12 protein-coding genes are annotated in these 12,551 nt (G+C 70.4%); all 12 read left to right on the forward strand.

Going from position 1 to position 12,551, the window contains the following annotated elements; genetic code table 11:
• The first annotated feature begins 11 nt into the window (after positions 1 to 11).
• The 12 genes from OG828_RS12380 (at position 12) to OG828_RS12435 (ending at position 12,539) form a co-directional block, all read left to right on the forward strand.
• Positions 12 to 1,646 (forward strand): acyl-CoA dehydrogenase family protein, encoded by a 1,635-nt coding sequence (locus OG828_RS12380; protein ID WP_328501157.1) that lies wholly within the window; start codon positions 12 to 14, stop codon positions 1,644 to 1,646.
• A gap of 328 nt (positions 1,647 to 1,974) precedes the next feature.
• The gene (locus OG828_RS12385; RefSeq protein WP_328501158.1) at positions 1,975 to 3,255 is read left to right on the forward strand and encodes a GAF domain-containing protein; all 1,281 of its coding nucleotides are present in this window, start codon (positions 1,975 to 1,977) and stop codon (positions 3,253 to 3,255) included.
• A 153-nt stretch (positions 3,256 to 3,408) separates the two neighbouring features.
• Positions 3,409 to 4,728 (forward strand): hypothetical protein, encoded by a 1,320-nt coding sequence (locus OG828_RS12390; RefSeq protein WP_328501159.1) that lies wholly within the window; start codon positions 3,409 to 3,411, stop codon positions 4,726 to 4,728.
• A 119-nt stretch (positions 4,729 to 4,847) separates the two neighbouring features.
• Positions 4,848 to 5,420: a GNAT family N-acetyltransferase gene (locus OG828_RS12395; RefSeq protein ID WP_328501160.1), complete on the forward strand. Its 573-nt coding sequence runs from the start codon at positions 4,848 to 4,850 to the stop codon at positions 5,418 to 5,420.
• Between the two features lie 150 nt (positions 5,421 to 5,570).
• Entirely contained in the window at positions 5,571 to 5,654 is an 84-nt protein-coding gene (locus tag OG828_RS12400) for a putative leader peptide (protein ID WP_310591794.1), read from the forward strand.
• Between the two features lie 124 nt (positions 5,655 to 5,778).
• Positions 5,779 to 7,476 carry a nitrite/sulfite reductase gene (locus OG828_RS12405; RefSeq protein ID WP_328354317.1) on the forward strand — a complete coding sequence of 566 codons (1,698 nt, stop codon included), beginning with the start codon at positions 5,779 to 5,781 and terminating at the stop codon, positions 7,474 to 7,476.
• Positions 7,473 to 7,652, forward strand: a complete 180-nt coding sequence (locus OG828_RS12410) for a hypothetical protein (RefSeq protein ID WP_210579381.1) — start codon at positions 7,473 to 7,475, stop codon at positions 7,650 to 7,652. The genes OG828_RS12405 and OG828_RS12410 overlap by 4 nt, the downstream gene beginning before the upstream one ends.
• Entirely contained in the window at positions 7,649 to 8,359 is a 711-nt protein-coding gene (locus OG828_RS12415) for a phosphoadenylyl-sulfate reductase (RefSeq protein ID WP_328437921.1), read from the forward strand. Before OG828_RS12410 ends, OG828_RS12415 begins: the two co-directional genes overlap by 4 nt.
• 20 nt (positions 8,360 to 8,379) lie before the next feature.
• Positions 8,380 to 8,922, forward strand: coding sequence for an adenylyl-sulfate kinase (gene cysC / locus OG828_RS12420; protein WP_328371787.1), 543 nt, complete (start codon positions 8,380 to 8,382; stop codon positions 8,920 to 8,922).
• Positions 8,919 to 9,854 carry a sulfate adenylyltransferase subunit CysD gene (cysD, locus tag OG828_RS12425; RefSeq protein ID WP_328501161.1) on the forward strand — a complete coding sequence of 312 codons (936 nt, stop codon included), beginning with the start codon at positions 8,919 to 8,921 and terminating at the stop codon, positions 9,852 to 9,854. The genes cysC and cysD overlap by 4 nt, the downstream gene beginning before the upstream one ends.
• A 2-nt stretch (positions 9,855 to 9,856) precedes the next feature.
• Positions 9,857 to 11,212, forward strand: coding sequence for a sulfate adenylyltransferase subunit 1 (locus tag OG828_RS12430; protein WP_328437923.1), 1,356 nt, complete (start codon positions 9,857 to 9,859; stop codon positions 11,210 to 11,212).
• A gap of 223 nt (positions 11,213 to 11,435) precedes the next feature.
• Positions 11,436 to 12,539: an aliphatic sulfonate ABC transporter substrate-binding protein gene (locus tag OG828_RS12435; protein ID WP_328501162.1), complete on the forward strand. Its 1,104-nt coding sequence runs from the start codon at positions 11,436 to 11,438 to the stop codon at positions 12,537 to 12,539.
• Positions 12,540 to 12,551: the final 12 nt, after the last annotated feature.

Here is a 12,551-nt window from a genome sequence, read left to right on the forward strand (position 1 = left end):
GGTTCGCAGACATGTCCGGCAATACCCATACCGTGACCAACCAGCCCCCACCGCTGGTCGGATACGACGTCTACAGCGCCGACAAGGCCCTGACCGAGGCCGTCGAACGGCACCTCGACCCCGCCCTCCTCGACGAGGTCCGCGGCGAGCTGGCGGCGCTCGGCCGCACCGCCGGGTCGGCGCAGGTGCAGGAGTGGGGCGTCCAGGCGAACGAGAATCCGCCCCGGCTGCGCACCCATGACCGCTACGGCCGTCGTATCGACGAGGTCGACTTCCATCCGGCCTGGCACCGGCTGCTCGGCAAGGGCGTCTCAGCGGGCCTGACCGCGGCCTGGGGCCGGCCCGGCGGACATCTGCGGCGGGCGGCGGCGTTCCTGGTGTGGACACAGGTCGACGCGGGCAACTGCTGCCCGCTGTCGATGACTCATGCGGCGGTGCCCGCGCTGCGCACCGACCCGGCGCTGGCCGCCGAGTGGGAGCCGCGGCTGACGTCCATGATCTACGACCGTGAGCTGCGCCCGGCGCCGTTGAAGGCCGGGGCGCTGTTCGGGATGGGCATGACGGAGAAGCAGGGCGGCAGCGACGTGCGCGCGAACACGACGTCCGCCGTGCCGCTGGCCGAGGACGGGAGGTATGCGCTGACCGGGCACAAGTGGTTCTGCTCGGCACCGATGTCCGACGGTTTTCTGGTGCTGGCGCAGGCTCCGGAGGGCCTGACCTGCTTTCTCGTCCCGCGTGTGCTGGAGGACGGCACCCGCAATGTGTTTCTCCTCCAGCGGCTCAAGGACAAGCTGGGCAACCGGTCGAACGCCTCCAGCGAGGTCGAGTTCGACGGGACCTGGGCACGCCGGGTCGGCGACGAAGGGCGCGGAGTGCGCACCATCATCGACATGGTGGCCGCGACCCGGCTCGACTGCGTCCTCGGCTCGGCGGGCCTGATGCGGCAGGCCGTCGTACAGGCGGTGCATCACTGCACCCACCGCGAGGCGTTCGGCGGGAAGCTCCTCGACAAGCCGCTCATGCGCAACGTACTGGCCGATCTGGCCCTGGAGTCGGAGGCGGCGACCACCCTCGCGCTCCGGCTCGCGGCCGCCTACGACGACGGCGGCGAACAGGAGCTGGCACTCCTGCGGTTGGCGGTGCCGGCCGCCAAGTACTGGGTGACGAAGCGCTGTACGCCGGTGACGGTGGAGGCTGCCGAGTGCCTGGGCGGAAACGGTTACGTCGAGGAGTCGGGGATGCCCCGTCTGGTGCGCGAGTCTCCGCTGAACTCGATCTGGGAGGGCGCGGGCAACGTCCAGGCCCTGGACGTGCTGCGAGCGCTGCAGCGAGAGCCGATGGCCCTCAACGCCTATCTGCAGGAGGTGGGTCAGGCACGCGGTGCCGACCACCGCCTGGACGCGGCGATCAAGGACCTGTTGACGGAACTTGCCGACCTGGAGAACATCGAGGCCCGTGCACGCCGACTGACCGAGCGCCTCGCACTGGTACTCCAGGGCTCCCTCCTGGTCCGCCACGCCCCACCGGAGGTAGCCGACGCGTTCTGCGCCGCACGCCTGGGCGGCGACGGCGGCGCGGCGTTCGGCACGCTGCCCCACAGCCTCGACCTGGCGGCCATCGTGGACCGGGCAACGCCGGTGACCTGACCAACCCAGGGGCGCGGGGAACTGCGCGACCAGCCCCCACCGCCCCGCAGACGCCAACGAAACCGAGAGCCACACCCCCGTAGGCGCAACGCGGCCCAACCGCCGGAGGCAGGGGTGGTGCTGCGCCGACACGGCACCACCCCCGCCATTGGCCCATTCGAGGCCACGAACGCCGCCCGAAAGCGACGCGCTGCTCAAGTTTCAGTCAGGGCGCGCGCAGACCACCAGGGTTGCAAGGGGTTGCAACTTGTTGACGTCTGTGTGCGGAGGACATCCCTCCGCTCGCCGTGAACGGCACTATAAGACGAACATTCAACAAGGGACGCCGATGAACCTGACCCAACTCGCCGCCGTCGACGCGGCGCAGGCGGCGCGGGTGCTCAGCGAGGTCCGGGACGCGACCCTCGCCGGGCAGCGCACCCGCCTGCCCCCGCGCCCGGTGATCGGGGAGTCGTGGGGACGCATGCTGCGCGGCGGTGTCGACCCGGACCACGACTTCAGGTCCGGGCTGCTGAACACCGAGGAGATCCAGCGGCGCCGGGAGGACTCGCCGCTCAGGCATGTGCTGCCGGTGCTGCGGGAAGGGCTGTTGTCGGTCGCGGACGTCGCCCACCACATCATGGTGGTCGCGGACGCGGAGGGCAGGGTGCTGTGGCGCGAGGGGTCTTCGCCGGTGCTCCGCAAGGCCGACGGACTCGGCTTCGAACTCGGCGCCGACTGGCGCGAGGACGTCGTCGGGACCAACGGCGTGGGCACACCGGCGGTGGTGCGCCGGCCCGTACAGGTCTTCGCCGCGGAGCACTTCGTACGGTCGCACGCCTCCTGGACGTGTACGGGCGCCCCGATCACCGACCCCAGGGACGGCCGCCCGATCGGCGTCGTCGACGTCAGCGGCCCCTTGGAGACCATGCATCCGGCCACGCTCGCCTGGGTCGATTCGGTGGCCAAGCTCGCCGAGGCCAGGCTGCGCGAACTGCACCTGGTGTCGCTGGAGCGGCTGCGCGCGGTCGGGGCGCCGGCGCTGGCCCGGATCGCCGGCCGGGCCCTGGTGGTGGACCGGGACGGCTGGACGGCCGCGGTGACCGGGATGCCGTACACGGACCGGATCGCGCTGCCCAAGTCCCTGTCGCCGGGCCGCCGGTGGATGCCCGCGCTGGGCTTCTGCGCGGTGGAGCCGCTGGCCGAGGGCTGGCTGGTGCGGGCCGACGACGAGCCCGTGGCGCACGGCGGCGCACGGATCACGCTGGATCTGACGCAGCCGCGCCGCTGGTCGGTGACGGTGACGGCGTCGGGCGGCGCGGGCTCCTGGACCCATGAACTGAGTCCCCGGCATGCCGAGTTGCTCTATCTGCTGGCCCTGCACCGCACCGGCCGCAGTGCGGCCGGGCTGGCCGAGGACCTGTTCGGCGATCCGGGCCGCACGGTGACGGTCCGCGCCGAGATGTCGCGCGTACGCCGCTATCTCGGCGGGTTCCTGGAGCACCGCCCCTACCGCTTCCGCGAGGACGCCGAGGTCGACATCGTGCTACCGGACGATCCGCATGCGGTGCTGCCGCACTCCACGGCTCCGGCGGTGGCCAGGGGACGGATGTCGATTCATGTGTCCTGAGGGGGACAAGAGGTGGCATCTTCCGCATAATTGCAGGGTCTTCGTCATGGGCGGCCACGGACTGCCGTAGCATCCCTGTACGGGCCACACCCCACCTGCTCCTCGGTCAACGCAAGGACCAACAGGCGCAGTTGGCTCGCGTCTGGAGGTTGGATGATGAGTCGCGGCCGACACCGCCGACGCAATCGGGGCAGGGCGCTGCGCGCTGCCCTCGCCGGAACCGCCCTCGCGCTGACCGCGGCCGCCACCATTGTCAGCGCCTCACAGGCCGACGTCGGCAAGGAGACCGGAGCGCTGAAGCCGCTCGCCTCCGCCGCGGACACCGACCCGCTCCGGCTCCAGGAAGACCTCGTGCCCGCGCGCACGCTCGACCGGCTCGCCGACGAGATGGGCAAGCCCGTCGGTGTCGGAGCCGTCCTCGACAGCGCCGACCGCACCCTGCGCACCGCCTCGGGCTGCACGGCCGCCGAGCGCACGGCACTGCCCGTCGAACCGGCGGCCACCCGCGCGTACTGCTGGGACGAGGCCGACACCCTGGGCTGGCAGCCCGGTGCGGTCACCTCCTCCGGGGACGCCGACGACGACGGCTGGTGGGGCGGGAACCGGGCGATCCTCTCCGGCTGGAGCGGATCCGACGCCGCCGGCGCACAGGGCCTCGCCCGGGTCGCCTTCGTCGACGCGAACGACCTGGGCCGGCTCAGCTACACCTGGGCGCTGCTCGCCGTGCCGGTCGACGGCGGACGTGACTACCGCGCCCTCGGCTCGCGGCTGTCCGGCATGGTCTGGTACCAGGACAAGCTGCTGGTCACCGCGGACGGCGGGGACAGCACCGCGCTGTATGTGTACGACATGGACCGCGTCCAGCGCACCACCGTCACCAGTGCCGCGGTCGGCCGGGTGCATGGCGGCTGGTCGGCGCACGGCAACCGGTGGGTGCTGCCCGCCGTCGCCTCGTACCGCCTGACCGGCGGTGCCTGCGACTCGGACACGGACACCGGCATCCCCTGCCTCGGTGGTATCTCCCTCGACCGCAGCTCCACGCCCGACAGCCTGGCCGTGAGCGAACGGGCCGGCCCGGACGACGACCGGCCCACCCGCCTGTGGCGCTACTCCCTCAGCACCGACCCCGCCCGCACCGGGCTGCTCGCCACCGACCCGGCCGGGCGCGTACACGCCGACGAGGCGTACCGGACGAAGACGGCCGGCATAGGGGGCGTCCTCTCCCACCAGGAGGCCGGCGCCGCCCGCGCCGACTGGTACCTGGCCGGCACGGGAGCCGGGCGCGGCACGCTGTGGCGACAGAACGACGAGGACGCCCGGGCCACGGAATGCGGGGCCGACGAGACACACCGCTGCTGGAGCGCCCACACCGCGTCCCTCTCCTACTGGGAGGCGCTGGGGGAAGTCTGGTCACAGTCGGGCCGAGTGCTGTTCGCACTGCCGCTGGCGTCAGTAGACAGATCGCTAGGCTGAAGCGCCCCGAAGGGGCGCGGGGCTGTATCAATATGCGGCTCCGCCGCGCGGGCGCGACCAGCCACAACGAACCCGCAGCCGATCGACAGCTCCCCCACCCGGATGATTCCCTGGCCGACATGCCCAACATCGCCGTGACCACCTGGTCCCTGGAACAGACCGCACCGACCGACCTCCTCCCGGCCCAAGCCCCGCAGGGCGACGTGAAAGTCGTCCGCGCCGAAGTCCCCTCCCCCGAGTTCAGCCGCTTCCTGTACACATCCGTCGGCGGAGACATCCGCTGGACCGACCTGCTCGGCTGGACGTACGCGCAGTGGCAGGAGCACCTGGACCGGCCGGGCGTGGAGACCTGGGTCGCCTACGACCGGGGCACGCCCGCGGGGTATGTGGAGCTGGTCCCGCAGGACGACGGGGTCGTCGAGATCGAGCACTTCGGGCTGATCCCGGCCTTCCGCGGACGGCGGATCGGCGGGTATCTGCTGTCGTACGGCACCGCCCGCGCGTGGGATCTCGCAGACCGCTGGCCGGGGCGGGCGCCGACGAAGCGGGTGTGGCTGCACACCTGCAGCAAGGACGGCGAGTTCGCGATGGACAACTATCAGCGCCGGGGCTTCAAGCTCTTCGACACCAAGGTCGAGGAGGAGCCGGCGGTGGCCGCGCCGGGCCCCTGGCCTGGGGCGCACCCCGCCTGAGGCCTTCGGCGTACCCTGTCTGACCTGGGCAGACACCGGCTGTTTCGGGCCATGTGACCGACGACACCCTTGTCCCACGATGCGGGACAAGGGTGTCCGCATGATGGACGAAGCTGGACTGTGTCCAGATCGCCGTGACACGCTTCCATCATGTCTGGAACTGGAATTGCCTTGGTGAGTCGGCGGCACGTCGACCTCGGCCGCATGTCCAGCGCCATCTGTCCGGCCCGCTGAGAGCCCAGCCGCGCCGACATCCCCCAGTTCCATCCGATTTCCCGCGCAATGTCGCGCACGTATGCCCATGCGCCGTACGCGCGCAGGTCAGAGCCGCTTCCCGCCTGTCCGAAGGACTACCACCATGGCCGCCACCCCGCAGAACCCTGCCGCCGCGACTCCCCGCCGCAAGGTGAGCCGTCACCGCGGTGAGGGCCAGTGGGCCGCGGGGCACTTCACCCCGCTCAACGGCAACGAGCAGTTCAAGAAGGACGACGACGGTCTCAATGTGCGGACACGCATTGAGACGATCTACTCCAAGCGGGGCTTCGACTCGATCGACCCCAACGACCTGCGCGGCCGGATGCGCTGGTGGGGCCTGTACACCCAGCGCAAGCCCGGGATCGACGGCGGCAAGACCGCGATCCTGGAGCCGGAGGAGCTGGACGACGAGTACTTCATGCTGCGCGTCCGCATCGACGGCGGCCGGCTCACCACCGAGCAGCTGCGGGTGGTCGGTGAGATCTCGCAGGAGTTCGCGCGGGGCACCGCCGACATCACCGACCGGCAGAACGTCCAGTACCACTGGATCCGGATCGAGGACGTGCCGGAGATCTGGGAGCGGCTGGAGGCGGTCGGCCTGTCCACCACCGAGGCCTGCGGTGACACCCCCCGTGTGATCCTCGGCTCGCCCGTCGCCGGTATCGCCGAGGACGAGATCATCGACGGCACCCCGGCGATCGAGGAGATCCACCGCCGGATCGTCGGCAACAAGGACTTCTCGAACCTGCCCCGCAAGTTCAAGTCCGCGGTCTCCGGCTCGCCGCTCCTCGACGTGGCGCACGAGATCAACGACGTCGCCTTCGTCGGCGTCAACCACCCCGAGCACGGCCCCGGCTTCGACGTCTGGGTCGGCGGCGGGCTGTCCACCAACCCGAAGATCGGTCAGCGCCTCGGCGCCTGGGTCCCGCTCGACGAGGTCCCGGACGTCTACGAGGGCGTCGTCTCGATCTTCCGCGACTACGGCTACCGGCGGCTGCGCACCCGCGCCCGGCTGAAGTTCCTGCTCGCCGACTGGGGCGTGGAGAAGTTCCGCCAGGTCCTCGAGGACGAGTACCTCAAGCGCAAGCTCATCGACGGCCCGGCGCCCGCCCAGCCCGTGGAGCGCTGGCGCGACCACGTCGGTGTGCACCGGCAGAAGGACGGCCGTTTCTACGTCGGTTTCGCCCCGCGCGTGGGCCGCGTGGACGGCACCACGCTGACGAAGATCGCCGAGCTGGCCGAGGCCCACGGCTCGGGCCGGGTGCGGACCACCGCCGAGCAGAAGATGCTCGTCCTCGATGTCACCGAGGAGCAGGTCGAGTCGCTGGTCGAGGGCCTGGAGGCGCTGGACCTCACGGTGAAGCCCTCGCCGTTCCGGCGCGGCACCATGGCCTGCACCGGCATCGAGTACTGCAAGCTCGCCATCGTCGAGACCAAGGCGCGCGGCTCCGCGCTGATCGACGAACTGGAGCGCCGTATCCCGGACTTCGACGAGCCGATCACCATCAACATCAACGGCTGCCCGAACGCCTGCGCCCGTATCCAGGTGGCGGACATCGGTCTCAAGGGGCAGCTGGTCCTCAACGACCAGGGCGAGCAGGTCGAGGGCTTCCAGGTGCACCTGGGCGGCGCGCTCGGTCTGGAGGCGGGCTTCGGCCGCAAGGTGCGCGGTCTGAAGGTGACGTCGGACGAACTGCCGGACTACGTGGAGCGCGTGCTCAAGCGCTTCGAGGCCGAGCGCGAGGAGGGCGAGCGGTTCGCCGCCTGGGCCTCGCGGGCCAGTGAGGAGTCCCTCTCATGAGCGAGCGCGCGGCTCCCTTCTACTGCCCCTACTGCGGCGACGAGGACCTTCGTCCCAGCGAACAGGGCCACGGCGCGTGGGAATGCGCGGCGTGCAACCGCGCATTCCAGTTGAAGTTCCTCGGGCTGCTTGCCCGGGGGCTTCGGCAGACGGAGTCAGGGGGAGAGCAGATATGAACACCGTTCAGGAAGAGCGCACGACCGACGATCTCAAGGCGCTCGCCGAGCAGGCGGGCCGTGACCTGGAGGACGCCTCGGCGCTGGAGATTCTCCAGTGGGCCGCCCGTACCTTCGGTAACCGTTTCTGCGTTACCTCTTCCATGGAGGACGCGGTCGTCGCACACCTCGCCTCCCGTGCGCTGCCCGGTGTTGACGTGGTGTTCCTCGACACCGGCTATCACTTCCCGGAGACGATCGGGACCAGGGACGCGGTGGAGGCGGTGATGGACGTCAACCTCATCACCCTGACCCCGCGTCAGACGGTCGCCGAGCAGGACGCGGAGTACGGCCCCAAGCTGCATGACCGCAACCCCGACCTGTGCTGCAAGCTGCGCAAGGTCCAGCCGCTGGAGGAAGGCCTCAAGGACTACGCGGCCTGGGCGACCGGACTGCGCCGCGACGAGTCCGAGAGCCGGGCCGACACCCCCGTCGTCGGCTGGGACGACAAGCGCCAGAAGGTCAAGATCTCGCCGATCGCCCGCTGGAGTCAGGACGACGTCGACGCCTACGTCGCCGAGCACGGCGTCCTGACCAACCCCCTGCTGATGGACGGCTACTCCTCCATCGGCTGCGCCCCCTGCACCCGTCGTGTCCTCGAGGGCGAGGACGCACGCGCCGGCCGCTGGGCGGGCCGCGCCAAGACCGAGTGCGGGCTGCACCTGTGACCATCAACCCGACCCTGGAGATGCAAGTGACGACCGGAGCCACCGTCTGGCTCACGGGTCTGCCGAGCGCCGGCAAGACCACGATCGCGTACGAGCTGGCCGGCCGGCTGCGCGCGGAGGGCCACCGTGTCGAGGTACTCGACGGCGACGAGATCCGCGAGTTCATCTCGGCCGGCCTCGGCTTCAGCCGCGAGGACCGGCACACCAATGTGCAGCGCATCGGCTTCCTCGCCGAACTGCTGGCCCGTAACGGCGTCAAGGCCCTGGTCCCGGTGATCGCGCCGTACGCCGACAGCCGCGAGGCGGTGCGCAAGCGCCACCAGGAGAGCGGGGCGCCGTACCTGGAAGTGCATGTGGCCACCCCGGTCGACGTGTGCAGCGAGCGGGATGTGAAGGGTCTGTACGCCAAGCAGGCGGCGGGCGAGCTGACCGGGCTGACGGGGGTCGACGACCCGTACGAGGAGCCCGAGTCGCCCGACCTGCGGATCGAGTCGCAGAACCAGACCGTGCAGGAGTCCGCGGCCGCGCTCCACGGCCTGCTCACCGAAAGGGGACTGGCATGACGACCGTGGTCACGACGCAGGAGGGTACGGACACCCCGTACGCCCTGTCCCACCTCGACGCCCTGGAGTCGGAGGGCGTGCACATCTTCCGGGAGGTGGCGGGCGAGTTCGAGCGGCCGGTGATCCTCTTCTCCGGGGGCAAGGACTCCATCGTCATGCTGCATCTGGCGCTGAAGGCGTTCGCCCCCGCGGCGATTCCCTTCTCGCTGCTGCACGTGGACACCGGCCACAACTTCCCCGAGGTGCTGGAGTACCGGGACCGTACGGTCGCCCAGCACGGGCTGCGGCTGCATGTCGCGTCCGTGCAGGACTACATCGACCGCGGTGTCCTCAAGGAGCGCCCGGACGGGACGCGGAATCCGCTGCAGACGCTGCCGCTGACCGAGAAGATCCAGGCGGAGAAGTTCGACGCCGTCTTCGGCGGCGGACGCCGCGACGAGGAGAAGGCCCGCGCCAAGGAGCGGGTGTTCTCGCTGCGGGACGAGTTCTCGCAGTGGGACCCCCGCCGCCAGCGCCCCGAGCTGTGGAACCTCTACAACGGCCGCCACGCACCCGGCGAACACGTCCGCGTCTTCCCGCTGTCCAACTGGACCGAGCTGGACGTGTGGCAGTACATCGCCCGCGAGGGCATCGAACTGCCGGAGATCTACTTCGCACACGAGCGTGAGGTGTTCCAGCGGGCCGGAATGTGGCTCACGGCCGGCGAGTGGGGCGGGCCGCAGGCGACCGAGACGGTGGAGAAGCGGCAGGTCCGCTACCGCACCGTCGGCGACATGTCCTGCACCGGCGCCGTCGACTCCGACGCGACGACGCTGGAGGCCGTGATCACCGAGATCGCCGCGTCCCGGCTCACCGAGCGCGGCGCCACCCGCGCCGACGACAAGCTCTCCGAGGCCGCGATGGAAGACCGCAAGCGCGAGGGGTACTTCTAACGATGTCCAGCACCACCGAACCCACCGAGCCGCTGTCGGTCGAGCAGCTGTCGGAGACCACCCTGCTGCGTTTCGCGACGGCGGGCTCGGTCGACGACGGCAAGTCCACGCTCGTCGGACGGCTGCTGCACGACTCCAAGTCGATCCTCACCGATCAACTGGAGGCGGTTGAGCGCGCGTCGGCCTCGCGAGGTCAGGACGCCCCCGACCTCGCCCTCCTCACCGACGGCCTGCGCGCCGAGCGCGAGCAGGGCATCACCATCGACGTGGCCTACCGCTACTTCGCCACGCCCAAGCGCCGCTTCATCCTCGCCGACACGCCCGGCCATGTGCAGTACACCCGCAACATGGTGACGGGTGCCTCCACCGCCGAGCTGACGGTGATCCTGATCGACGCGCGCAACGGCGTCGTCGAGCAGACCCGCCGGCACGCGGCGCTGGCGGCGCTGCTGCGGGTTCCGCACGTGGTCCTCGCCGTCAACAAGATGGACCTCGTCGACTACAAGGAAGCCGTGTTCGCCGCGATCGCCGAGGAGTTCACGGCGTACGCGACCGAGCTGGGCGTCCCCGAGGTCACCGCGATCCCGATCTCGGCGCTCGCGGGCGACAACGTGGTGGAGCCGTCCGCGGTCATGGACTGGTACGGCGGCCCGACGGTGCTCGAGCACCTGGAGACGGTGCCCGTCGCCCACGACCTGAGCCACTGCCACGCCCGGCTGCCCGTGCAGTACGTGATCCGGCCGCAGACCGCCGAGCACCCGGACTACCGGGGCTACGCGGGCCAGATCGCGGCCGGTTCGTTCCACGTCGGCGAGCAGATCACGGTCCTGCCGGCCGGCCGCTCGACGAAGATCAGCGGTATCGACCTGCTCGGCGAGCCCGTCGACGTCGCCTGGACCACCCAGTCGGTGACGCTCCTGCTCGAGGACGACATCGACATCTCGCGCGGCGACCTGATCGTGCCCAGCAAGGACGCCCCGCCCACCACGCAGGACATCGAGGCGACCGTCTGCCATGTCGCGGACGCCCCGCTGACCGTGGGCCACCGGGTGCTGCTCAAGCACGGGACCCGTACCGTCAAGGCGATCGTCAAGGACATCCCGTCCCGGCTCACCCTCGACGACCTGTCCCTGCACCCGCACCCGGGACAGCTCGTCGCCAACGACATCGGCCGGGTGAAGATCCGCACCGCCGAGCCGCTGCCGGTCGACTCCTACGCCGACTCGCGCCGCACCGGCTCGTTCATCCTGATCGACCCGAACGACGGCACCACGCTCACCGCGGGCATGGTCGGCGAGTCGTTCGCCTCCCCGGAGCCGGTCCGGGACGAGGGCGACGACGACGGGTGGGACTTCTGACCATGAACTCCCCCGATGTCTACTCCACGTTCGCGAAGGAGGGCGGCCGCGTCGGCAGCGGCGCTCTCGGCAGCGGGCAGGGCGGGGTGGCGCGATGTGCGTGCTGACGTACGCGCACCGCTCGCGCGCCCTCACCCCCCACCGCCGTAGACGAAAACCTGCCGCCCTCCCGGCCGCGACCTGAGAGACCGTGACCGCCGGGCCTCCGAGAGGAACCCCTCCCGTGCCTGCCACATTCGCCGTACGTCGCACCCTCGCGGTGATCGCCGCGCTCCCCCTCCTCACCCTCGCCGCCTGCGGCTACGGCTCTCAGGCCGAGGACGACGGCACCGCCAAGGTGGCCGCGGGAGCGGAGAAGATCGACGGTCTCGACTCCGTCCGGATCGGCTACTTCGGGAACCTGACCCACGGGACCGCGCTGGTGGGCGCGAACAAGGGCTACTTCCAGAAGGCGCTCGGCGCGACCGAGGCCCAGTACCAGATCTTCAACGCCGGTCCCTCCGAGATCGAGGCGCTGAACTCCGACTCCATCGACATCGGCTGGATCGGCCCCTCCCCTGCGATCAACGGCTACACCGCGTCGGGCGGCAAGAACCTGCGCATCATCGGCGGTTCGGCGTCCGGCGGTGTGAAGCTGGTCGTCGACCCGGAGAAGATCAAGTCCCTGAAGGACGTCAAGGGCAAGAAGATCGCGACTCCTCAGCTGGGCAACACACAGGACGTGGCGTTCCTCAACTGGGTCTCGGAGCAGGGCTGGAGGGTCGACGCGGAGAGCGGCAAGGGCGATGTCTCCGTGGTCCGCACCGACAACAAGATCACGCCGGACGCCTACAAGTCCGGCTCCATCGACGGTGCCTGGGTGCCGGAGCCGACCGCGTCCAAGCTGGTCGCCGAGGGCGGCAAGGTGCTGCTGGACGAGTCGGACCTGTGGCCGGACAAGAAGTTCGTGATCACGAACATCATCGTGCGGCAGGAATTCCTCAAGGAGCACCCGAAGGCCGTCGAGGCGGTGCTGAAGGCCTCGGTCGAGGCCAACAAGTGGATCAACGCCAACCCGGACGAGGCCAAGGCCGCGGCGAACAAGCAGCTGGAGACGGACTCGGGCAAGGCGCTGCCCGCCGAGGTCATCGACCCGGCCTGGACGTCGATCCAGTTCACCGACGACCCGCTGGCCGCCACCCTCAACACCGAGGCGGAGCACGCGGTCAAGGCCGGCCTGCTGGAGAAGCCCGACCTCAAGGGCATCTACGACCTCACGCTGCTCAACAAGGTCCTCAAGGCCGAGGGCGAGAGCACCGTCGACGACGCCGGTCTCGGCGCGAGCTGACCGAACGACCCG

Source organism: Streptomyces sp. NBC_00457, from assembly GCF_036014015.1.
Classification (GTDB): Bacteria; Actinomycetota; Actinomycetes; order Streptomycetales; family Streptomycetaceae; genus Streptomyces.

Coding starts and splice junctions, on each gene's coding strand:
- OG828_RS12380 (WP_328501157.1), top strand. CDS start 12: ATGTCCGGCAATACCCATACCGTGACCAACCAGCCCCCACCGCTGGTC.
- cysD (WP_328501161.1), top strand. CDS start 8,919: ATGACGACCGTGGTCACGACGCAGGAGGGTACGGACACCCCGTACGCC.
- OG828_RS12410 (WP_210579381.1), top strand. CDS start 7,473: ATGAGCGAGCGCGCGGCTCCCTTCTACTGCCCCTACTGCGGCGACGAG.
- OG828_RS12405 (WP_328354317.1), top strand. CDS start 5,779: ATGGCCGCCACCCCGCAGAACCCTGCCGCCGCGACTCCCCGCCGCAAG.
- OG828_RS12385 (WP_328501158.1), top strand. CDS start 1,975: ATGAACCTGACCCAACTCGCCGCCGTCGACGCGGCGCAGGCGGCGCGG.
- cysC (WP_328371787.1), top strand. CDS start 8,380: ATGCAAGTGACGACCGGAGCCACCGTCTGGCTCACGGGTCTGCCGAGC.
- OG828_RS12390 (WP_328501159.1), top strand. CDS start 3,409: ATGATGAGTCGCGGCCGACACCGCCGACGCAATCGGGGCAGGGCGCTG.
- OG828_RS12430 (WP_328437923.1), top strand. CDS start 9,857: ATGTCCAGCACCACCGAACCCACCGAGCCGCTGTCGGTCGAGCAGCTG.
- OG828_RS12395 (WP_328501160.1), top strand. CDS start 4,848: ATGCCCAACATCGCCGTGACCACCTGGTCCCTGGAACAGACCGCACCG.
- OG828_RS12400 (WP_310591794.1), top strand. CDS start 5,571: ATGTCTGGAACTGGAATTGCCTTGGTGAGTCGGCGGCACGTCGACCTC.
- OG828_RS12415 (WP_328437921.1), top strand. CDS start 7,649: ATGAACACCGTTCAGGAAGAGCGCACGACCGACGATCTCAAGGCGCTC.